Origin of the sequence: Paenibacillus sp. S25, assembly GCF_019454085.1 — a bacterium.
Taxonomy (GTDB): Bacteria; Bacillota; Bacilli; order Paenibacillales; family Paenibacillaceae; genus Paenibacillus; species Paenibacillus polymyxa_B.
The window spans coordinates 1,158,055-1,179,836 of record NZ_CP073683.1 but is presented as its reverse complement, the minus strand read 5'-3'; the positions used below and the strand labels follow the sequence as shown (position 1 = coordinate 1,179,836).

The window sequence follows — 21,782 nt, the reverse complement described above, 5'->3', positions numbered from 1 at the left end:
TTCCAAAATTTATTTCGCATAATAATCATCTACATTCGCCCGGGTGACCACGGAAATCCCAGTATCTACCCGCACGGGCAGCGGAGTGTTGTCGCCAGAGGAAGAAGGTGCAGGAATCGTCAAATGATGATGCAGATGGAACAGATATTGAAGCGACCAATAGCCCATATTCCATGTTCCTTGGGCAATTGTTGCCGAGATCGTCCCACCACGAATCATATCCAGTGTCGCTTTATTCGTATCAAAAGAAATGATTTTCAGCGGATGGCTGTTTTTTTGACTCAATACCGCTTCACCCACACCTGTTCCTCCCGTTGCATCGGTCACAAAAATGCCCGCCAGTTTCGGATAAGCTTTCATCAGCCTTTGCGACTCATCCCGGGAGACCATCGCGTCTGCGCGGCCATCTGCGACTTCCACCACCTTCATGGCAGGATACTGCCGTTGAATGGTATCACGAAAGCCACGCGAGCGTTCTTCATGATTTTGCTGTCCAGGCAGTGTCAGAACAGCGACTTGGCCTTCTCGTCCCAACAGCTCTGCCATTTTATCTGCAGCGGTCACGCCCGCCTTATAATTATCCGTGCCCAAAAAAGAATACGCACGACTCCCCGGCGCTCCGGCATCAAACAGCACCACAGGAATGCCCGCATCTAGTGCCTTATTAATCACCGGAATGAGAGAGTGAGGATCAATCGCTGATATGGCAATCCCTGCGGGCTTACGAGCAATCGCCTGCTCAATAACGGTCGTCTGCTCCTGCGCATCATAACGGGTAGCTCCCCGATACTCCACAGTCACCCCCAGCGCATCCCCGGCATCCTCGAAGCCCTTGAGCCCACTTTTCCAATACTCCAAACCAGACTGGAAGGTAATCATCATATAGGTTTCTCCGATGCTGCCTCGTAGCCCCTTATCCTCCCAAGTGCCATTCAACGGGCCCGTTTGTTCATACCTGAACACATAGAGAGCAAAGGCCGCAATCAACAGCATATATACCAGCAGCGTTTTTTTCATCCTTCCTCTCCTCTTCCTGTGTGTATCCTTAAGTTATAAATTCACTTTAATTTATTCTGGTTTTACTTAGATTGTAAACGCAATCATATCAAAATGGAACTACTTCACTCTTCTTACTTTCAGGTGGCGTTAATCCTGCACTAATGTTTCTACGTTACAATACCTACAATTGTGCTAGGAAAAACATGTGCGTATCTTGCGGAAAAGGAGTGATATGGATGAGTAAGCCGCGTATCGCGGAGTGGACAGAACTACGGGGCCTTGCCTACCTCGCTGTTGTGCTTCAGCATTGCATTGGCGAATATATTTATCGCAGCGACATCCAACAGCCAGATTCTGTTATGCTCGCGATGCTGTATCATTTGACACGTTTTGGCACACCAACGTTCGTTTTCCTGTCTGCGGCGCTGCTTTTTTATAACGGCAACAAACCGATTGGCTATCCTCGCTATATTGGCAGGCGGTTTCGAGATATTTATGTTCCTTTCCTTTGCTGGACTGTTATTTATTGGGTATGTACTCAAAACTGGTCAACGGCGCAGTGGGGAAATATTTACTTTTACAAAGGTATGTTCGAGGAAATGATCATCCCCGTCAGCGGATATCATCTATGGTTTGTAGTGATGATCTTTCAGTTTTATATTTTGTTTCCTTTATTTTCAAAAGCAGCCGGGCAGGTTCAAGCGTTTCTACGTCGTTACAGCACGAAAAGACGCAAACAGCTTGTTTTGGCTATTATGCTGATTGCCGCTGCGGTTTATGCTTTGCTGTTACAATGGTCCTACTATGACATGTCTGCATGGAGCACTCGGTTACCGTCCTTTTGGCAGACTCTGCTGGATTATCGCACCTATAACTTTGTCATGTACTTTTTCTATTTTATGCTGGGCGCAGTATGTGCTTACATGACAGACACCTGGCGTGGACTGGCCAAACAGACGTTGCCGTGGAATGTATTTGTCTTTATTGGTTTGTTCATGCTCATGGGTCACACGATGCTGATCCAGTCGGGCGATACGATCAATCTTAATATTTCGACCTATTTGAAGCCAAGTACCTTTGTTCTAATTGTGTCGCAGTTGCTTTTATTGTACGGACTGCTGCTCCATTTGCAAAAAGATACGCGATCCGAGCCGTTTCGCCGTATGCTGAACTGGATCGGACGTTATTCTTTTGGAGGATATCTGGCCCATGCACTCGTGCTGGCCTTCATATCCTACTACACCCGCCCGCTTGCACTGGGCGATCATCATTTTACAGCTACGCTCATTACGTTTATCGTCGTGGCAAGTGTTTCTCTGGGCATAAGCTGGCTCTTTGCCCATCTGCCTGGCGGCAACTGGATTGTTGGCTCTAAAGGCAGACAGCGATTGAATTGGCATTCGTTTCGTTTCCAGTTTCTTTCCTCCAAACGTGCTTCCAAAAGCACGCAGGAGCTTGGCTAATCTTGTGCGTCTGTATTTCAGCATGGGGTTATAATTCCAATGGATTTGGGCAGGGCTCACTTATTGAGCTCTGCTTTTTTTGTTGCCTTAGTATGCCGTCCCCTCAAAAAAAAGATTAACATTTTATGACATGAATATGTATTTTATTTTAAAATAAGTCATTATATAGAATAATCATAAACGTTACGCGGGAAAAGTTACAGTTTTGCATAACAAAGAAGGGAGAGGATGTACTGAACATAATATCGTCGTTGTTAATGATCTAGCCCTAAACATAGTGAGGCAGCTTCTTGGTCTGAAACATACGGTTGTACTGATTAATCAGTTCATCCAAAAGCATAGACTGCTGAAGTACACAAGCATGTCCGAAGCCATACTCTTCGTAAAGATCATGCAATTGTTGTCTGGCGTGTTCCATCTGTTGAATTAACGGCACCGTTTCATACCTGCTCATCCTGCATACCTCCTAATGAATTTCATTTTAAGGAGGGATGTACAAATACGTCATAATCTTTTTTGAGCCGAAAAATTACAAAATAATACAAAAAGAGACCAGCAATAAGCTGGTCCAGGGTAATGAATTAGTGCTTGGTCAAGATCCACCAACGTGTCCTTGTGTTTGGATCGTGTCATGGCTTAGATTTCCAGCTTGGACTGGTACTGTGAATACCAGTAAAAAGCTAGTTACCGCCAAGAAGAAAGCCATCCTTTTGATCATTTTTCTCCCACACCTCCTCATAAATAGATTGGAACTGTGTCTGTGTTTCGGGAGCCGCATGTGTTTTGAAATGAAAAAATAATCCAAAACAATTGGCAATAAGTAGTACATGGTTAATTGTAACAGCTTTTTCAAACGCGTTTATTAAACATTTGAAACCATATGGATATCTACCTTTATATAGGCTATACTTAGCCATTTTATACCAGAAGCGTACGTATTCTTCCGGTAAAACTTGTTGTGTATACATGTCAGAAGACAACGGTTCCTGATACGCTGCAATTTGGGATTCAAAACGCTTAAGGATATGGTCTACATCTACATTGTACCGATTAGCAACTTCAAGGACGTTTAGTAGCTCGGAAAAAATCTCATTTTCAGCAGCCATATGTTCTACGTAATCGGGGAGAACACTAATATCCCCGGACATAAGCCTGTTGACGTACGTATTAATTTTCGCCCATTGTTGATATTGCTTCTTCCAATAAAGTGAATCAGGATCCTTCTCCTTCACCCAACTTAGATCGGCATAACCTCGAATATGTTCTAATGCCTGTTCATGATCACCTTTTGCATCGCAAGCATTAGCACACAGCAACTCGGAGTAAACTATGTATACAAACAGTGGCCTGCTTAGCTTTTTTCGTGGCTCTGTTCCTTTTCGCTTAGAGTTATTAACCAAATTATATTGGATCTTTCCCATTTGACCCATTTGAGATGAAAATTCATACACCTTGTCCCACATGCTTAATGATCTGTACACGTTTGCCAAATCTTTTAATGCATCTAATTGCTCTATCTCGTCTAAACGATCAACAAAAGGGGCAAATTCAATGGCAGCCTGAAGATTTACAGCTCTATCTTGTCCAATATTGATTTGGAACAAACGATACTGGCAGATCGCCAATCGCTCTGAATGCTGCTGCTTCTCACTTTCAGCCACCTTTTTGTAAAGGTATGCCGCTGCTTCATTGTAACCGTCTTTGTATACATTTTCGGCAACTTCAAAGAGTGATGGCAGATAATTAGGGTTATCCAATAACAGAATTACCACTCGCTGTAAGCAGTCCAGTCGTCCTAGTTCAATACATCGGTATAGGAAAGGGCTGATTTTTTTCCAGTTTAGCGGAGATTCTTCAAGGCATTCTTCAATATAACGTTCGTAAAAATAATCCGGTGGTAAATTCATTCCCGCAGTAATACTATCCAGTTGGTGAACAGAAATAGATCGGTTACCGGTCACAATGCTACTAACTGTACCTACATTCAAATCAATCGTGTGACCAAACTTGGTCATCGTTAAACCTTTTCGTTTCAGATAAGTTTGAATTTCTGCCTGTATCGTAGGTGTGATTTCCATGGACAAACCACCCTTTCAGCATTTTCATAGAATTTCAATTTCAATAAACAATATAGTTTGGAAACTAATAGTATAATTATTGATTTTCCTTCACGATAATACCATCTTTTGGAACAAACATAAATGCTTTTACTTTATTGATTTTTATATTTTTATTAGGAGATCATTGGATGTTGGACTATGAAAGGAGAAGATCATTTGAAAAATACAGGCATGACACGTCCATTGGATACGTTAGGTCGAATTGTTATTCCTAAAGAGATGCGAACCTCTATGGGTATTCAAGCTGGTGAGTCTTTAGAATTTTATTTAGATTGTGAAACAGGTTTATTGAGTATGCGGAAGTATATTGGAGTCTGCTGTCACTTATGCTATTCGATCCAGGATTTAAGCTATTTCAGGGATTCATTTTTATGTAAAAAATGCATAAACGATCTGAAGGGAAACATAGGTGTAAGTTAAATAGCACATCGGTCGCCTTCACAACATTTGGTTGAGAAGCTAAGAAGACTTATGCGTGAGCATCCAGCAGCCAAGCAAGGTGAATATGCTGAATGGCTTGGCGTATCCCAAGACCGTATTCCCCAGCTTAAAAAGCTATTATAGGTGCCGCTCAGCTCATATTCTAGCGAAGCTAAATAACCAGTCGCTGGTTGATTTTGTGCGACTGGTTATTTAAACTTTCAACTCTATATTTGCTGTAAATTATGGAATTAAACCTATCTAGGTGATATATTTTCACTATATGTAAACTTCCTAAAGGCGCACTTAACGGACTCAAAGCTAAAAACTAATGTTGAAGTAGGTGTACGAATGAAATCACATGTTCTAATTTATGATGGTTATGTGAGTTTTGAGATTATGTTAGCAACCTATTTTATGAAAACCAAAGGGGACATTGTTACGATTGGGGTAACCAAAGACCCAGTGATTTCCTATGAGGATTTTAAAGTTATGCCTTCGGTGGCCATTGATGAAGTGTCTGCCGAGGATATTCAACTCCTAATTATACCTGGTGGAGATAACACTCAATTAAAGACGAACAAGCAACTCCTAGCTTTAATCAATACACTGAATAATGATAATAAAGTGATAGCGACCATTTGTTCTGCCACTGAATTACTGGAGATAGCAGGTGTCTCCTATAAAAGTCCTGTGAATCATCCAACGGGTCTGGAGATACACAAGAACATCATTGCGGCTAAACCAAATAAGTATGTGGACTTTGCAATTGAAATAGGCAAGGTGATGAACATTTATACGGATGATGAAGATTTAAGAGAAACCATTGATTTTTTTAAGCTCTTTAAAGATAGTTGACTCTTCTGCTCTCCCCCACAACAATCACTTTATGTATGGTGATATTTAGAATATTATTAATAAGGAAATTAGCATACATAAAGGGGTAATTAAAATGAATGACAAATTAAAGGGGCTATTAGTGGGCTTAACCATTGGTACGATGATTACAGGTGCAACCGCAATGGCTGCATCTGGAACAAGCGTAAATGCTGTTGTGAAAAAGTTTGATGTGTTTTTAGAGGGTACAAAAAAGAATACTGCCGAGGCCTTGATTTACAACGGAAACACATACATCTCTGTTAAAGATATTGGAATTGCAGAAGGCAGACAAATCAGCCTCATTGATAATAAACTGTATTTAGGTAAACAGCAAAATATTATTACAGAAAATCAAGCGATCAATATTCTTTTTGATAAAATAAAAAACGAAGCTGTTAAATACAATTTAAATGTAATGGTTGAAGGTTTGGAAGGAACAAAATACTCTTTAAGAGCTTACGAAGATTTCCCTGATCACATTGCAACTTATGGATTCTATTACGTAGACAAATACACTGGCAAAGTAACTAAATATGACATCGTACACGATAAGGAAGTTGCAATTTAAGGATGGGTTTCCCCCATCCTTTTTTTTGTTGTCAAACGATCTGCTCCTCGACTTATTCAAGATGAAGATATGCCACGGTATCCCCTGCTAACGCTTCAATTGAGCTTCATTCGAAGTGCCGGACTTACGATCGAATGTAATTGGCCCTTTGCGGTTGACGAGCCGTTTCAGATCGACGGTCATTTCATTTTTCAGCTTATTTATAAGCTGTTCCTCATTAATTCCTTTGCTTTTAGCGATGTCGGACAACGATTTGCCTTGTCCCAGCTCATTTTCTAAGCGAACAGGAGTGATACCCAATAGTTTGGCTACTTTTTCGTTCAGATGATGGTCCCAGCCTCCAGGCCGTTTGCCATGCCCGTGCTTATAAGCATGTCCTTGTCGATGGCAGTCCTGTGACTGCATGCGCCCTGGATCAGCCTCACCCTGAATAGAGTTACTAGGAGTAAGAGCTTGCATCTGGGGGCTTGTCTTTATACCAGCAGCTTCGATCATCCCTGCACTACCATACATCATCACTCCTCCATACAGGGTAGCAGTGATTAATTTCCATTGTTTTTTCATATTCAGGCCCTTCTTTCACCCTTTTTAATTTAATATTTTCTCTTTCCTGTATTTTTATTCGTATTTTCAACTATTAAGTAGTCACAAGACCGGGAAAATACGAGCTCATGAACATTTCTATCACGGTTACACCCCAATCTTCGATCTGAACGCACTCCTTGGAAACCTTATCATGTAGGGTAAGTAAGAATGAAGTACTAAACTTTCTACAATATAATTCGAAATTTTTCAGGTAAAATATTAGGGCAAATATGATAAAATCCAATTGTAATCGATTACAATTAAATTTTTGGAAGGAAATGTTGTATCAAGCTACTACAGAATGCACTGCATCATAGTCAGACTACATGCAATTACACACAAGGAGGAAAGTCCAATGAAACAAAAAAGAATACGGTTATTTTTATCAATTTTGATTTGTTTTTCGCTTATCTTACCCGCAGTAAATGCACAGGCGGCAACAACGATCACCTCGAACCAAACCGGTACCCATGACAACTACTACTATGAATTGTGGAAAGATCACGGGAACACAAGTATGACTCTTAATAATGGGGGTGCGTTCAGTGCCCAGTGGAGTAACATTGGAAATGCATTATTCCGTAAAGGCAAAAAATTCGACGAAACCAAGACACACCAGCAAATCGGAAATATTTCGGTAAACTACAATGCCGACTACCAGCCAAATGGTAATTCGTATTTGTGCGTTTATGGATGGGCAGTTGATCCGCTCGTAGAATATTACATCGTCGATAGCTGGGGAAGCTGGCGTCCACCAGGTGCAACATCCAAGGGCACCTTTAACGTTGACGGGGGAACATATGATATTTATGAAACCACTCGGGTAGACCAGCCTTCCATTAAAGGAGACAAAACAACTTTCCAACAGTATTGGAGTGTCCGGACATCCAAACGCACAAGCGGAACCATATCGGTTAGCGAGCATTTCAAAAAATGGGAAAGCATGGGCATGAAAGTGGGCAAGTTGTATGAAACTTCACTTACTGTAGAGGGATACCAAAGCAGTGGAAGTGCTAATGTAACTAGTAATACAGTTACAATTGGCGGCAATTCCGGCGGCGGAACTGAAACTCCTCCAGGCACAAGCACAAAAATAGTAGCCCAAAGTATGACCAAAGGTGGTCAGTACACTTCTAATATCAGCTCGCCGTTCAACGGAGTGGCTTTATACGCCAACAATGATTCGGTAAAATTTACGCAAAATTTCACTAGCGGCACCCATAGTTTTTCATTACGTGGTGCCTCGAACAACTCCAACATGGCCAAAGTTGACTTGAAAATCGGTGGACAAACAAAGGGGACCTTCTATTTCGGTGGAAGCAACCCTGCTGTCTATACTCTAAACAATGTCAGTCATGGCACCGGAAACCAAGAAATCGAGCTCGTTGTAACAGCCGATGATGGAACATGGGATGCTTATGTTGATTATTTGGAGATCAACTAACCTTACTATCTATTAAAATTGTTAAGGAGGTACAGCCTTGTTTATAGCTAAAGCAGGAAAATGGACGGCAATTATGTCAATCACCTTGTCTTTATTCACTGGCTCGCTGGTGATCTCGAGCAACCAAGCGCATGCGGCTGATTGCTCGAACGGTTATGTAGCGTTAACCTTTGACGATGGTCCCAATCCCTCTAACACTAAAGCGCTGCTTAGTGCTCTGAAGCAAAACGGTTTACGCGCGACGCTCTTTAATCTTGGACAAAACGCGCAAAACAATTCTTCGCTTGTACGTCAACAGCAGGCAGCAGGCATGTGGATCGGTAACCATTCATGGTCACATCCGCATATGACACAACTGAGCACATCGCAGATGTCATCGGAAATTACACGAACGCAGCAAACGATACAGTCCATTACTGGCACGGCACCAAAGTTGTTCCGTCCTCCGTATGGCGAAACAAACGCAACCCTCAAATCCATCGAGACCCAAAACGGTCTTACCGAAGTATTGTGGAACGTTGACTCCCAAGACTGGAACGGCGCCTCCACTGCACAGATCGTAGCTGCCGCGGGCAACCTTAAAAACGGCGATGTGATGCTGATGCATGATCAGTACCAGACTACACTTCAAGCGATTCCACAAATTGCACAGAACCTCAAAAACCGTAACCTTTGCTCTGGTATGATCTCACCAAGCAATGGCCGGGCGGTAGCGCCTGATGGTGGAGACGGCGAAACGCCGCCAAACAAAGGCACAAAAGTGGAAGCAGAGAATATGACCAAAGGCGGGCAGTACACTTCAAATATCAGCTCGCCGTTCAACGGAGTGGCTTTATACTCCAACAATGATTCAGTGAAATTCACACAGAATTTTACCAGTGGCACCCATAGTTTTTCACTCCGTGGTGCTTCAAATAATTCCAACATGGCCAAAGTTGACTTGAAAATTGGTGGTCAAACGAAGGGTACCTTCTACTTCGGCGGGAGCAGTCCTGCGGTCTATACTTTAAACAATGTCAGCCATGGCACCGGAAATCAAGAGATTGAGCTTGTTGTAACAGCCGATGATGGAACATGGGATGCTTATATTGACTATTTGGAGATCATCTAATTTTAAAAAACAAAATCCCGGCGGGATCTTCCCGGCCGGGATTTTTGTCGATTCCTTTTCACAACATTCTCAATGTAAAAATAACAAAATCTTGAAAATTGCAATCTGTTGTATAATGGCGGATAACAACTAGAAATCGCTATAAAAATATTCATAAGAGATGCAGGTGATAGCGATGGAATGGTATTTTGCATACAAAAACGAATTGGAAAATGTATTTCGTCAAGCGGAGGAACGGACGTCCACGTTTCCAGCTCCCTTTCAGCAAGAGGGTTTGGACTATCTGGCGCGTTTTAATCCGTTGCGGGAAGACAGCACGCGTAATTACATATGCTATTTGCTTCCATTTTGGCTGCAAGAACTCACCGAACTGCCCCCCGAGACATGCCGCAAGCTGTCACTTGGCAACGTGTTCGTCATGGCTCACTATTTAATTCAAGACGATGTGATGGATACAGCAGCAGACAACCGTAAAACGCAACTCGCCTTAAGCCAGCTATTCTATACCGAGTGTCTAAGCGTATATCGGGACCTTTTTCCTGCAACCTCTCCTTTTTGGTCATATGCCCGAGCGTATGTTGATGAATGGGCCGTTAGTGTAACATCCGAAGGAACAGAGGACTATTTTCAAGGAGAAAGAAATAAGGTCGCGCTGAAAGCAAGTCCATTAAAAATGGCTGGAACGGGTGCTTTACTGCTTGCAGGCCGTGCCGATCTGATCCAGATCATTACAGATATGACGGACTTGGCGCTACTCGTGCTTCAAATGTCGGATGATTGGGCGGATTGGTCAGAAGATTTGGTCGAACATAGCTATAACTGTCTTTTGTCCCATATCAGTGCCGAGCAGAAGACGGCTTACTGTGAAGGATTGGGACCCAAACAGATTCAGGAAGCGATTTATGTACGCGGTGCGCTCGCCAGCTATGTGAACATTGCCGATCAAGCAGTCCAACAGTTAGAGACCCTGGAGCCTTCTATCCACGGCCTACGTAGCTTTGCACATTCTATCACAGCAGAACTGGGCGAAGTGGCGGCGGAAATTGAAGGCGGACGCTCGCATTTAAGAAGAGGCGGACTTGATTACTGGCTCTCCAAAAATATGAAATAATGCTAGATTTTTCTGAGTCTTTCGTGGTATACTGACTAGGTAAATATAACCAATTGAATGAGAGGGTGATTTTTGATGGCTACTGAAGTTCTTCAAACACAAGTCATTCAAAAAGCTTGGGAGGATGCCAGTTTCAGAGAGAAACTGATGACAGATCCCAAATCTGCAATTCGTGATGTGTTAGGAGTCGTGATCCCCGATCATATCCAAATCAAAACGTTAGAGGAAACGCCTGATCAGTTTTTTCTGGTAATTCCTCCAGACCCCTCCGGTGTACTCGCTGCATCCCAGAAACCTCGCTCGATGTGGTAAATTGGTTGTTAATGCTTATTTAATCTATACTCCTTAATCTCATGTGGGTGGGCTCAGCAAGCTTCCCTCCGTTTTCTCCGAATGCAAAAAAGCCGGATATTATCCGGCTACGGGGAAGCGGATGGTCGCTTCCGTTCCCACCCCTTTTGCACTTGTAAAAGTTATTTTTCCATTCATCGTTTCAATAATCCGAAAAGTCACCATCATCCCCAAACCCGTGCCTTTTGTCTTATTCGAGAAATAAGGCTCACCTAGTCTGGATAAAGTCTGAGCATCCATCCCTTCACCATTATCCCGAATATGAATGACAGCTTCTCCGTTGTCCACATAAGCCCATATATGAATATGACCCTGGTCTCGCAGCGCTTCAATGCTGTTTTTGATGATATTGATGAACGCCTGCTTGAACTTGGAAGAATTCCCGCGTACTTTGATTTCCTGGGGAATATCCAGTGAAATTTTTCCACCTTGTAAATTAGCCATTGGACTGATGATTCCTTCAATATGTTTGAATTCATCCAATATGGTCAACGTTTTGGTTTGGTCAAACTCTGGCTTGGCAAAAGTCAGAAAATCAGTAATAATCGCGGAAGCTCGATCCAGCTCCTCCAGAGCGATATGTAGATAGTCTTTGTTTTTACCATCCTCCTGCTTGCTCATCAACTGAAGAAATCCACGTGTAACCTGAAGGGGATTACGTACCTCATGAGCTACAGATGCAGCCAGATCGCTAATAATCTCCATTTTCTCCGAACGTTGAAGCTCATTATTGAACATCTCCAGTTCTCTGGAATACCGAACCACCTGCTTGTGCTTTTCTGCCAGTCTTCTGCCCAAAATCGCGATCAACGCCAGTACAAAACCGAACACGCCCCATTTCCACAAAAACATATTGTAGTGTCCGTCCAGAATAAAGAACCAGCTCAGTTCCCCGATAGAGATGACTGCAAAAAATGCAAAGCCTGTCGATAAAATGATCGCTTCGTGATCACCCTTAAGTGCCATGCGAACCGAAGCAAATACCAGCAATATCATTAAGGCGACGAGTAATATACCCAAGATCACTACACTAAAAAAATAATATATATCGTTCAACCGCTCCTGTGCTCCTAAATTTACAATCATCATGGTAAAGCAGAACAAAGAGTAGGCGGTTAACAACTTTCTGAATTTACGAATCAGTATAATCGAATTGATATTTTGCTCAAAAAAGTAGGCTAATGAAGGCAGCAGAATAAATAGTGCCACATCAAAAAGTTGTAAGTACAGCTTTCCATAGCCGCGATAGAATGTATACAAGAATGGTGAATACGTTACGATCATCAGACCAATAGACAATACAATCGCACTTAGGGACAACCACATAGCCATACTCGGACGGAACAGAAAAAACGAGCAGATCAGTAGTACCAGGGCGATAAAGATAAACGTACTGCCCAGTACAATATCTAAAACATCCATTCTGACCAAGGTTCCCAATAAATCACGATAATCACCGGTCATCACATTGCCGATAATGCCCAGTCTATTCTTACTGCTTTCCGTCCATATGTATAATGTTTTACCGCTGTCTTCCGGCTTCAGCGGAATCAGAATACGATTATTCTCATAATTGTACCCACGGTAGGATTCGTAAAAATTGGTCCCATCTTTATACAGCGTAATATGCCTGCCATAAATATTTTCAAAAAGTACCGCTGGCGTTTCGTCATTTAGCGAAGGTAACTTAATACGAATCCAGGCGGAGCCTATATTGCCGGGCTGCCTAAGCAGTTGTGTATCATCTTCAATATGCATCCAGATCTTGCTAGGGTCCTTTACCTCATCTAAAGAGCCATCCTCGTTTACCGCTCCCCATCTCATATCCCAGGAGGGTATTTTATAATCCCTTTCCGGGGTCATTTTGGCCGCATAGGTGGAGTGGCCCAGCGACAACAGCAACACAATGACCGCTAGCAGGGTGGCGACAGCTTTGGGCACATGCCTCATGTTAAGCACCTCAAAGTTACATAGTAGGATTTACAAGTTTGTATACGTTTTAACATTTTTTACGTCCTGAAATTATATTATTCTATACGATGATGTGCATACCTTCTTCATAAGAAGGGTATCATGTTCTTTTTACTCATTTTTTGTAAAATCTTCATATTGATTAATGATCATTTCCTGTTCGCGCCGCTCCTTCTGCTCTCTAAGCCCCAACCATGGTTCACAATCTTCATCTTCATAGATCGTCCAAATATCGGAAAATAAATAATCGCGTATTTCTACTATTTTTCCGGCTTGTCCGCCATCTGTCCAGTATAAGCCTTCTGGGCGCCGAATGAGGGTGCGGGAAAATCCCGGGGTAGATGCCTTTTGACCTACTCGGATACGACTAATCATCGGACCAAACATGTACCATTCCAATTCATATCCCTCCCTATCTTCTTTATCATATCACAGCAGTTACCAAAAAAACGCTAATTGAGAATGGGCATATCCCTATTCGCATGATTTTAACTTCCTACAGACACACTAACTCAAGGTTTAGCCGTTCTTCTGTTTGGGTAAGGTCGGAATAAGCAACAAAAAGTAAAGGAGCTGAGCAGCATGGCCAATCGTGATGATCGAACTACTGAGCTACATGACAATGATTTCGAGCCTTCTCTGCAAAATGCAGAAACCAACTGGGAGAATCTTACTGAAGGGCCGGATACTCCTCTGGAGGACGTCCCCGATGCCGATGAACTGACACCGAACAGTCCTGTCGATCCTTCTGCTCCTGCTGAATTCCTGCATGGTACCGATTTGCTGAATGGTACCGATGGGGACGAAGAAGAGCAACTGGACAGCGACGATATGCTGGATTAACCACTTCATTTTATCGGGTGAAAGAAAACGGTTACCCATTCTGCTATGCGGGTAATGAAGTGTATAACAGAAAGGAGTTGACTGATCTCCTATGTATAAAGATCCGATGTCTCAGGCCGATATGGAGTATAAGCGCTACAAAACCTTGAATCCCGTGGAAGCAGACGAACGTAGGACCGCGGACAAGACAACTACAGATGATATCTCGGCCGAAGATAATCCACGAGGAGTCGCATCTGCGAAGCCCGAACCCAGGGATCAAGGAAAATGAAAGGACAGACAGAGAATGCCAAAAGGGTGCTACCCAAGCCACACAGATGATACACATGGCTTGAGTGCACCCTTTTGAACTTCACATGTTGTAAGGGCAGCAATTCAAGAGCAAAAACTTGAACCTGATAATCAGGGCTTGCCTTCTGCACCTACTTTGTTTAAAATAAGGTCAAATCTTTTGAATACCATGAACAAAGACAGTGACGGAGACAAGTAAACGTCTAACGGATTCCCACAGAAAGGTACGAATTGCTGAGAGCGTACCGCAATCCCGCGTTGAAATTCACTCCCGAGTCGAGCCTTGAACCGACAGACGGATTCATTCCTTTGTCCGCAGTAGAGGTTTCCGGAAGCCCCCGTTACGGGCATCAAGCTCAGAAGTTACTGCCGTCGACTGAACGACGTTGACGATTCGTATGTATACTTCTGTAATTAGGGTGGTACCACGGCATTCGTCCCTTGCGACGAGTGCCTTTTTGTGTTATTTTCTGCAAGAAAAGTTTATGAACTGACAGAAAAAACAAATTTAAATTCGGGAAGGGTGTACTGTATGTCTACAAACGAAAATTCTTTGGAGCTGCTGCGTGAACAGCTCGATGCTACAAATTTGCAATTGCTGGAGCTGCTGTCCCAACGCGCTGAACTGGCGGGACAACTTGGAAAATTGAAGGAAGCTCAAGGGGTACCTGACTTTGATCCGGTACGTGAGCAACAAATGCTGGACAAGCTGATCGCGGCTAACCGTGGGCCTTTTGACGATGCTACGATTCGCCAGCTGTTCAAAAATATTTTCAAGGCTTCTTTGAACTATCAAAAAGAAGAACACAAAAAACATCTGATCGTCAGCCGCAAAAATCAACCAGATAGCACAGTTATTAAGGTTAAAGATACGCTGGTGGGCGGCAAAGCCTCCATCATGGTCGCAGGTCCCTGCTCGGTGGAAAGCTACCAGCAAACTCGTGAAGTAGGTGCGGCTCTCAAGGAAGCCGGTGTGCCGATTCTTCGTGGTGGCGCGTTCAAACCACGTACTTCTCCGTACGATTTCCAAGGACTGGGCGTGGAAGGACTGCAAATTCTCAAACGTGTAGGCGACGAGTTCGGGCTGGCTACAATCAGTGAAATCGTCGATCCAAGACATTTGGAGGAAGCGATCCAATACATCGACATTATTCAAATTGGTGCGCGCAACATGCACAACTTTGAATTGCTCAAAGCTGCAGGTGAAACTAGAACTCCGGTTCTGCTCAAACGCGGACTGGCTGCCACAATGGAAGAGTTCCTTCATGCTGCTGAATACATCGTTTCCCGTGGTAACACGCAAGTCATGCTGATTGAACGCGGTATCCGTACGTACGAAAAATGGACGCGTAACACACTGGATATTTCCGCTGTTCCGATTTTGAAAAAGGAAAGCCATCTACCTGTATTGGTGGACGTGACTCACTCCACAGGACGTAAGGACATCCTGGCCCCTTGCGCCAAAGCTGCCCTGGCTGCTGGAGCTGACGGTATCATGGTGGAAGTCCATCCGAACCCGGCAGTCGCTTTGTCTGATGCTCAGCAACAGCTGAACATTCCTGAGTTCCACAACTTCCTGTCTGAAGTCAAAGAATCCGGTTTATTCAAAGCGTAAAATTAATTTTATGCCCGGATTCATAAACCGCTTTCATTTTCTCGGACAATGATGTAAAATTGAATCAGGATTGTGACTGATCATGCAGGCAAAACCTAAATGTATATATGCTCAACTTTTGTTGAGACACATATACATTTAGGTTTTTTTTATGCCTAATTCTTGAATAAAGAGAATACCTTCATGGTTATAATCCTAAAAAACATCATAGGAACGTTCAGAGAGGGGAACAGAAATGAGAGAAAGAAAAGGGTTAAACATTTTTCTATTAGCCATGATATGTATTCTGATCATCAGTGGCTGCAGTGGTAAGGCGCCCGCCGTTGTGAAAGATGAAAGCGCTGCTCCAACAGAAAAACAAACGGAAAATAAAGCAGAAAATAAAGCGACCAAGGCCAGAACGGTGATCACTACCGATGGAGAAGTAGATGATATGAACTCTGTCATTCGCTTTCTTCTTTACTCCAATGAAATGGATTTGTCCGGGATTGTACTGACTAGCTCCGTATATCATTATGCAGGTGATGAAAAGGCTGGCATCAAGCCATTTAGATGGACCGGAACACAATGGGTAACGGACATGATTGATGCCTACGGAGAGATTTATCCCAACTTAATCAAACATGCCGAGGGATATCCAAAGCCTGAATACATCAAGAGCGTTACCAAAATAGGTAACATTTCAAATAAAGGTGAAATGGACAAAGAAACGGAAGGCTCCAATTTCCTTAAAACACTTTTCCTGGACGATGACAAAAGAGATTTGTACGTACAAACTTGGGGTGGAACCAATACCACGGCCAGAGCTCTAAAGTCCATTGAAGACGAATATAAAAATACAGATCAATGGGAAACGATTCGAAAAAAAGTAAGTGATAAACTCGTACTGTACATCATTCTGGACCAGGACGATAGCTACAATAATTACATCGCTAAAAATTGGCCTGACATCAGAATTATTAATGATCAATCTAACTTCTGGCATTTCGCTTATGCTTGGAAAATGCACACAGAAGAAGTAAACAGCAAGTTGCACGGGGAATGGAACTTCAAAAATATTAAAGATGGTCATGGCAAGTTGCTCAATATGTATGCCTTGATGGGCGATGGCAATATCATCAAAGGCGAGTTGGATGAAGAACAAAGAGGCAGTGAGGCCTACTTAAAGAAAAATCCACAATACGACAAGTATGACTTTATTTCTGAAGGTGATTCTCCATCCTTCTTCTATTTAATTGATAACGGATTGCGGAGTATGGAAAACCCAACCTATGGTGGCTGGGGAGGTCGTTTCGGTGTCGTTAACGATAAATTATTTAGAAATACCGTGTTAGATTATGATGTGCATACGAAAAAATTCGAAGCAGAATATTCTCTGATGCGTTGGTTTGATGATGTTCAAAATGACTTTGCTGCTCGTGCAGATTGGGCTATTGCATCCGACTACAAAGATGCCAACCATAATCCAACGTTGACTATTAAAGAAGGATTAGACCTAACCGCTAGTCCAGGGGAGAAAATAACCCTGCATGCAGAAGGTTCAGATCCCGACGGTAATCAATTGACCTATAAATGGTGGAGATATTTTGAAGCAGACACGTATGAGGATTCTAAAGTAAAACCAGCACAAGTTAAACCTGAATTACTGGGGGATATGCAGCTTGGGCTTCATCGAGAAGTAGCTAAAGGCGAGAAAGTAAACACGATTGACTTGCAAGGTAGTGATACGAATGCAGTTAGTTTCACAGTTCCTGCAGATGCTAAGTCAGGGAATACGCTTCATATCATTGCAGAAGTACAGGACAATGGAAAACATCCTTTAAAGCATTATCAGCGTGTGATTGTAACCGTAAAATAATAGAACACAACATCCACTAAAATTAGGCTCATGGAATAACACTCCATGAGCCTTTTTATTGTTGTACATCGCACCTCGGACAATCTCTATACACGTTTCATGCTTTTTTCAGTCAAAGGAATATAATATCCTTTGCCATTCGGACCCATAGCAAATTTATTGCGAAGATGAATTAGATTAGGGCCAAATTTCGCCTCTAATTGTTCACGGAACTCATATAGGATTTCCATGATATAAATATCATGAATAATTACTTCTGTAATCGGCATCACCAGACCCGGATGTAACGTCCATGCAGCGCGGCTGTCATCACCAAGTGAAAGTATGCCAGCTACGACCTCACGGTCGTCTACGCTAAGTACAATCCACCGACCACCAATTTCAGACGTAATCTCCTCACTCATATCATGGCGGTAAACAGTAGCGAAATCAAAGTTAAGCTCCCCATACGCTACAATGATCACTTCAATTCCTTGTTGAGCGACTTGCTCTAAGGCATCTCGGAACACCTCGGCATCCTCTTTCCAAATTTCCAATAAAATCCGGTGTTTTGCTCCCTTTACCCCTTCATTTATGCGATTGATAATGGCTTCATACCCCGAAATATTCCAAATGTTCTCTCTATTTTGAAATGATGCTGTGTACTGTTCCAAACTCTCTTGCGCCACATTGAAAATCTGCTCTGCTTTGCGTTTTCTCTGAGCAATCAATTCATGTGGCGGGAGCGGCACATACAGAGGCGTATTTTCTTGACTGACCATGATATCCCCACGGTTGACCATTCCAGACAAAACCTCGTAAATTTTGGATCTCGGTACCCCGGAATTCAATGAAACGGCGTATCCCGAAAGTGGAGAGCTTTCCAATAAGGTCACATAAGCCTTGGCTTCATATTCTGTAAAATTCAAATCCCGTAGAATTTCTAATATATTTGGTTTTGGTTTCATGACGTCTTCTCCTCAATTCGTGTTCATCCTTACTATATCACTTCCCCTTGACAAAAACTGATATACACACTATCTTTTTAGTAACGTTTTTATAGTAGTCACTTTAGTAGCTACTATCATCATTTCACAGGGGATTACCTCAGGGAGGATTTAACTTGAACAAAGTCATAGCTCATTACAGCGAAAGCAGCCGGATTTACTATGGTTCTACGATTCTGGCCCTATTGATCTGGAGTACATCGTTTATTGCCACCAAAGCAGCCTACACGACGTTCCCCCCTCTTACCTTGGGTCTATCCAGATTTATTATAGCTTCCGTTGTGCTAGGTATCGTTTTGCTGATTAAAAAAGAACATATCAAAGTAAAGCCAAAAGATTTGGTTACGATTTCGTTTAGTGGTGTTTTGGGAATCACTCTCTATTTTTCAATGGAGAATATAGGGGTTAGTTTGACTACCGCTTCCAACGCAGCATTAATTGTTGCATCATATCCCGCAATTACATCGCTGCTTGAACTTATTTTGTATAAAGTGAAAATATCCAAATATAAAATTTGCGGCATAGCACTGGCTATGATCGGGGTATATTTCTTGACTTCAGTTGGCGAAAGTTCTGATAGTAAGAATCAACTCATCGGAAATTTAATATTGATTGGAACGGGTTTTGCGTGGGCGTTTTACACTTTCATGACGCGCAAGGTAGTAGACAAATATCCGCCTGTGACGTTATCTTTTTATCAAACTGTTGCAGGAAGTATCTTTTTTATACCGTTGGCTCTATTAGAAAAGGATCGTTGGCAGGCTCCGACAACAGGATCGTTTATGTTGTTAGTATATCTGGGCGTATTCTGCTCCGTTATCGCATTTTTGCTTTACAATTACGGATTAATCAAGCTGTCACCGAGCAGTTCCGTTTCTCTGATGAATTTGGTTCCGATATTTGGAGTCTTATTTTCTGTGTTGCTTTTGCAAGAAACGATTACATGGCGCCAAATCATTGGTGGTTTGGTCGTCATTATAGGCGTCCTACTGAGTGCTCATCAAACGAACCGTACCTAAAATGATAGATTGCACAATAGTTATAAAAGTTAAGATAAGCATCGTTGTTATAGGTATAGCGCTACAGTACAAGGGCGAGTGACCTCACCAAAAGTTTCTCGCCCAGTCGGTTGCATTTATGCAGTCGGCTTTTTTTCTTTTATATAAAAAAGGTGGTTATATTGATTGATGAGGTTATCCATAATTACAGACTGTCTGAGCACACTGGCATGATTAAAGCCATGTTTTGCTTGCAAAATATACAGCTTTTGACGAGCATTCTCAAGCTGTTGACGCAAAATGTCGTCTCTTATCATAATATATCCCTCCTTGTCATATTATCAGTGTAGAGGGTTATGAATAAGTATACTAAAAGTAAAGGTTTGGGATAATTATCTAATAACACAAAAAAAGACCTGCTCTATGAGCCTTAAGCTTATGCCGTTAGACAATCCAGTGTCATTCGCCTATCCGGCAGAATGAATATCCTGATCCGTTACGTTCTTCTTGACTGAAACCGGGAAAACGTTTTTTCCCTTCGCCCATAGCAACAACGCTGCAAGCAGCAGTATGCCACCGTTTAACACAAAGATCCAACGGATTGGCATCCAGCTGCCAAGCATACCGCCAATCAACGGCCCCGCCATTGTCGCGAGTTGAGTGGCTGATTGGCTCAGGCTAAAGGCTCGTCCGCGAAACTCCGGCTTGGTAACCTCCACAGTCATTGCGTTGATAGCCGGCATGACGGACGCATAAAACAATCCATATCCAAACCGAAGCGCACCAAAACCAACAAAGTTGGTTACAAAAAATTGTAAGATGTTCCCGATTCCCGAACCGATCAGCCCAATCAGCAGCACGTGTGCGAATCCGGTCCGTCCCCCAATCCGTCCCCATTGGGGAGCCATGAGCACCGCCGCAATACCTACGGCTGAGAATACAATCCCGGAACTTAAAGACGCCCGGCTACGGTCAACTCCCATTTCAAGCACATATACCGTAATTAACGGTTCTAGTATCATGACGGAAAAGGTACTTAATCCCGCCAGAATAAGCAAAAAGCACAAAGGCCGATTAGCAATAGCCTCCTTGATATCATCACGAACATGCGAGCGGGTACTGGTTCCCTTGAAGCTGTCCTCTCTAGCGCCAAAAGTCGCGATTAACGCAGATACCAGCACAAGAGCTGCAGAGAAAAAAAAGGCATTCCGATTGCCATAATAATGGCTCACTACACCGCCAATCAACGGACCTATAATGCTGCCTGTCGCCCCAGCGGTCGCCATAATACCGAGTGCATAGCCGGTTTTCTCCTCAGGCGAACCCGTTCCGACCAGCGCAATCGCAGCAGGAATAAACCCGGATAGAAGGCCTTGAAACAACCGTACTCCTACGAACACATACGGATCTGTCACAAAAGCACATATCAGGTACAACACCGCCAGGCTAAAGCCTGAACGAATCAACATCGGCTTACGTCCATACTTATCTGCAAGCGAACCCCAAAATGGGGCAATCAGCGCGCTGGCTAAAAACGTGACTCCAAAGGCAATCCCCGACCACAGTTCCAGATGATCATTTACGCCCATTTCCGTATTCAGAAAAATAGGTAAAAACGGAATAGAAACGGAATAGGCCATGCTGCAAAACAATACTCCAATCCACAAAATGACCAGGTTTCGCTTCCAATATAGATGCATGATGCCACACGTCCCTTCTGCTCATTTCATTATTACCCTCTAAATTAGAAAAGTCTACCGCCCCGCTCATCCTTCAATCGTGGAACAACCGTGCAGAAGCTGATATAATCGAATGGAATGGAGATGATGACATGGCTAAGAAGAGAAATTCGTCTTCCCCTGCTCCTGCGGCTCAGGACAAACCTGCTACGTTAAAAGATCTGTTGAGCCAGGATGTGCTGAATAAGCTTAAGGCTCAAGCCAATGAAGCCCAAGCAGAACAGGACAAGCGTAAAGAAGACGAACGGCAGCGTGCCGTCGAAGCAAAAAAAGCTGAACAGAAGAAGCTGGATAACAACTTCGAGCATCTACTGAATAACAGCAATTTGGACTGGCACAAATATAAATAAGCCAAAACCACAACGGTTTTGGCCTATCTTTACGTTTTATATTATAGCCAGTCACGAATATGTTGTACTGAGTACAGCAC

General features: G+C 42.9%; 21 protein-coding genes, 1 pseudogene and 1 other annotated feature. Of the genes and pseudogenes, 13 read left to right on the top strand and 9 right to left on the bottom strand.

Annotation, left to right across the window (positions count from 1 at the left end; translation table 11 throughout):
* Positions 1–9 precede the first annotated feature (9 nt).
* Positions 10–1,017, bottom strand: coding sequence for a substrate-binding domain-containing protein (locus KAI37_RS05215; RefSeq protein WP_023987342.1), 1,008 nt, complete (start codon positions 1,015–1,017; stop codon positions 10–12).
* A gap of 218 nt (positions 1,018–1,235) precedes the next feature.
* On the opposite strand from KAI37_RS05215, the gene KAI37_RS05210 reads away from it, so the two are divergent.
* The gene (locus tag KAI37_RS05210) at positions 1,236–2,462 is read left to right on the top strand and encodes an acyltransferase (protein WP_071639797.1); all 1,227 of its coding nucleotides are present in this window, start codon (positions 1,236–1,238) and stop codon (positions 2,460–2,462) included.
* A 268-nt stretch (positions 2,463–2,730) separates the two neighbouring features.
* Here KAI37_RS05210 and KAI37_RS05205 read toward each other — a convergent pair whose 3' ends face one another.
* Both KAI37_RS05205 and KAI37_RS05200 read right to left on the bottom strand, forming a co-directional pair.
* Entirely contained in the window at positions 2,731–2,916 is a 186-nt protein-coding gene (locus KAI37_RS05205) for an aspartyl-phosphate phosphatase Spo0E family protein (protein ID WP_076293429.1), read from the bottom strand.
* A 226-nt stretch (positions 2,917–3,142) separates the two neighbouring features.
* Positions 3,143–4,540, bottom strand: a complete 1,398-nt coding sequence (locus tag KAI37_RS05200) for a helix-turn-helix domain-containing protein (protein WP_220030850.1) — start codon at positions 4,538–4,540, stop codon at positions 3,143–3,145.
* 198 nt (positions 4,541–4,738) lie between these two features.
* Here KAI37_RS05200 and KAI37_RS05195 point away from each other — a divergent pair.
* The 3 genes and pseudogenes from KAI37_RS05195 to KAI37_RS05185 all read left to right on the top strand — a co-directional run bounded on the left by KAI37_RS05195 (position 4,739) and on the right by KAI37_RS05185 (position 6,449).
* Positions 4,739–5,146 (top strand): annotated as a pseudogene (locus KAI37_RS05195) (AbrB/MazE/SpoVT family DNA-binding domain-containing protein).
* A 207-nt stretch (positions 5,147–5,353) separates the two neighbouring features.
* The gene (locus KAI37_RS05190) at positions 5,354–5,860 is read left to right on the top strand and encodes a DJ-1/PfpI family protein (protein ID WP_071639794.1); all 507 of its coding nucleotides are present in this window, start codon (positions 5,354–5,356) and stop codon (positions 5,858–5,860) included.
* Between the two features lie 94 nt (positions 5,861–5,954).
* Positions 5,955–6,449: a hypothetical protein gene (locus KAI37_RS05185; RefSeq protein ID WP_071639793.1), complete on the top strand. Its 495-nt coding sequence runs from the start codon at positions 5,955–5,957 to the stop codon at positions 6,447–6,449.
* 87 nt (positions 6,450–6,536) lie between these two features.
* Here the strand turns inward: KAI37_RS05185 and KAI37_RS05180 are convergent, their stop codons facing one another.
* On the bottom strand, positions 6,537–7,013 hold the full coding sequence (locus KAI37_RS05180) for a hypothetical protein (protein ID WP_071639792.1): 477 nt from the start codon (positions 7,011–7,013) through the stop codon (positions 6,537–6,539).
* Between the two features lie 376 nt (positions 7,014–7,389).
* On the opposite strand from KAI37_RS05180, the gene KAI37_RS05175 reads away from it, so the two are divergent.
* The 4 genes from KAI37_RS05175 (at position 7,390) to KAI37_RS05160 (ending at position 11,012) form a co-directional block, all read left to right on the top strand.
* Positions 7,390–8,478 (top strand): glycoside hydrolase family 11 protein, encoded by a 1,089-nt coding sequence (locus KAI37_RS05175; protein ID WP_220030849.1) that lies wholly within the window; start codon positions 7,390–7,392, stop codon positions 8,476–8,478.
* 37 nt (positions 8,479–8,515) lie between these two features.
* Complete coding sequence (locus tag KAI37_RS05170; RefSeq protein ID WP_220030848.1) at positions 8,516–9,589, top strand: polysaccharide deacetylase family protein; 1,074 nt, start codon at positions 8,516–8,518, stop codon at positions 9,587–9,589.
* A gap of 175 nt (positions 9,590–9,764) precedes the next feature.
* A complete protein-coding gene (locus tag KAI37_RS05165) occupies positions 9,765–10,700 on the top strand; it encodes a hypothetical protein (RefSeq protein ID WP_220030847.1) in 936 nt (311 codons plus the stop codon).
* A gap of 75 nt (positions 10,701–10,775) precedes the next feature.
* A complete protein-coding gene (locus tag KAI37_RS05160; protein ID WP_013309068.1) occupies positions 10,776–11,012 on the top strand; it encodes an NHLP leader peptide family RiPP precursor in 237 nt (78 codons plus the stop codon).
* 99 nt (positions 11,013–11,111) lie between these two features.
* On the opposite strand, the gene KAI37_RS05155 is transcribed toward KAI37_RS05160, so the two are convergent.
* Both KAI37_RS05155 and KAI37_RS05150 read right to left on the bottom strand, forming a co-directional pair.
* Complete coding sequence (locus tag KAI37_RS05155; RefSeq protein WP_076293425.1) at positions 11,112–13,001, bottom strand: sensor histidine kinase; 1,890 nt, start codon at positions 12,999–13,001, stop codon at positions 11,112–11,114.
* A gap of 132 nt (positions 13,002–13,133) precedes the next feature.
* A complete protein-coding gene (locus tag KAI37_RS05150) occupies positions 13,134–13,421 on the bottom strand; it encodes a hypothetical protein (RefSeq protein WP_023987328.1) in 288 nt (95 codons plus the stop codon).
* 183 nt (positions 13,422–13,604) lie between these two features.
* Here KAI37_RS05150 and KAI37_RS05145 point away from each other — a divergent pair, with 183 nt between their 5' ends.
* From KAI37_RS05145 to KAI37_RS05135, 3 genes are all read left to right on the top strand, one after another.
* A complete protein-coding gene (locus KAI37_RS05145; RefSeq protein WP_025723196.1) occupies positions 13,605–13,865 on the top strand; it encodes a hypothetical protein in 261 nt (86 codons plus the stop codon).
* 464 nt (positions 13,866–14,329) lie between these two features.
* Positions 14,330–14,601: a binding site (T-box leader), on the top strand.
* 87 nt (positions 14,602–14,688) lie between these two features.
* Positions 14,689–15,771, top strand: coding sequence for a bifunctional 3-deoxy-7-phosphoheptulonate synthase/chorismate mutase (locus KAI37_RS05140; protein ID WP_013309063.1), 1,083 nt, complete (start codon positions 14,689–14,691; stop codon positions 15,769–15,771).
* 235 nt (positions 15,772–16,006) lie between these two features.
* The gene (locus KAI37_RS05135) at positions 16,007–17,629 is read left to right on the top strand and encodes a DUF1593 domain-containing protein (protein ID WP_104496567.1); all 1,623 of its coding nucleotides are present in this window, start codon (positions 16,007–16,009) and stop codon (positions 17,627–17,629) included.
* An 86-nt stretch (positions 17,630–17,715) separates the two neighbouring features.
* Here KAI37_RS05135 and KAI37_RS05130 read toward each other — a convergent pair whose 3' ends face one another.
* The gene (locus KAI37_RS05130) at positions 17,716–18,576 is read right to left on the bottom strand and encodes a TrmB family transcriptional regulator (protein WP_071639785.1); all 861 of its coding nucleotides are present in this window, start codon (positions 18,574–18,576) and stop codon (positions 17,716–17,718) included.
* A 155-nt stretch (positions 18,577–18,731) separates the two neighbouring features.
* Between KAI37_RS05130 and KAI37_RS05125 the strand changes: the two genes are divergently transcribed.
* A complete protein-coding gene (locus tag KAI37_RS05125) occupies positions 18,732–19,634 on the top strand; it encodes a DMT family transporter (RefSeq protein ID WP_071639784.1) in 903 nt (300 codons plus the stop codon).
* Positions 19,635–19,750: 116 nt separating this feature from the next.
* Here the strand turns inward: KAI37_RS05125 and KAI37_RS05120 are convergent, their stop codons facing one another.
* Both KAI37_RS05120 and KAI37_RS05115 read right to left on the bottom strand, forming a co-directional pair.
* Positions 19,751–19,930: an aspartyl-phosphate phosphatase Spo0E family protein gene (locus tag KAI37_RS05120; protein WP_023987319.1), complete on the bottom strand. Its 180-nt coding sequence runs from the start codon at positions 19,928–19,930 to the stop codon at positions 19,751–19,753.
* A 150-nt stretch (positions 19,931–20,080) separates the two neighbouring features.
* Entirely contained in the window at positions 20,081–21,313 is a 1,233-nt protein-coding gene (locus KAI37_RS05115) for an MFS transporter (protein ID WP_071639783.1), read from the bottom strand.
* A gap of 131 nt (positions 21,314–21,444) precedes the next feature.
* Here KAI37_RS05115 and KAI37_RS05110 point away from each other — a divergent pair, with 131 nt between their 5' ends.
* Positions 21,445–21,702 (top strand): YqkE family protein, encoded by a 258-nt coding sequence (locus KAI37_RS05110; RefSeq protein WP_023987317.1) that lies wholly within the window; start codon positions 21,445–21,447, stop codon positions 21,700–21,702.
* The last annotated feature ends 80 nt before the right edge of the window (positions 21,703–21,782 follow it).